Source organism: Vibrio sp. YT-19(2023), from assembly GCF_033337395.1.
The window spans coordinates 1-563 of record NZ_JAWOQN010000910.1 but is presented as its reverse complement, the minus strand read 5'-3'; the positions used below and the strand labels follow the sequence as shown (position 1 = coordinate 563).

Annotated in this window: 1 protein-coding gene; it reads left to right on the top strand. The window is 47.1% G+C overall.

All coding sequences use genetic code 11. The features are described from left to right. Positions 1–524, top strand: a 524-nt coding sequence (locus tag R7E78_RS29135) for a glycine betaine ABC transporter substrate-binding protein (protein WP_318059020.1), incomplete at its 5' end; no start/stop codon positions are given. Positions 525–563: the final 39 nt, after the last annotated feature.

Sequence of the window (563 nt, the reverse complement as noted above, 5' to 3'; positions counted from 1 at the left end):
ATCGTATTTACGGCATTGAACCTGGAAACGATGGCAACCGCTTAATCCAATCCATGATCGACAGCAACGCCTTTGGTTTAAAAGACTTCAGCCTGGTTGAATCAAGTGAAGCGGGCATGGTGTCACAAGTATCACGTGCGGTACGTCGCAATCAGTGGATCGTTTACCTGGGTTGGGCGCCGCACCCAATGAACAGTAATGTTGAAATGGAATACCTATCGGGTGGCGATGATTTCTTTGGTCCAAACTACGGCGGTGCAAACGTTTATACAAACGTACGTCAAAACTACCTTACTGAGTGTCCGAATGTGGGTCAACTAGTGAAAAACCTAGAGTTCAGCCTAGAAATGGAAAACGAGCTGATGGAAGCGATTCTCAACCAGAAGCAAAAACCATCTAAAGCCGCACAAGCTTGGTTAAACGCGAACGCAGACAAAATCGAAGCGTGGCTGAAAGACGTGAAGACCGTCGATGGTCAAGACGCACAGTCGGCAATTGCTCGTTACCTTAGAGACAACGCTTAATTGATTTTCTTAGTGGGCAGCAATGCCCACATCATCACC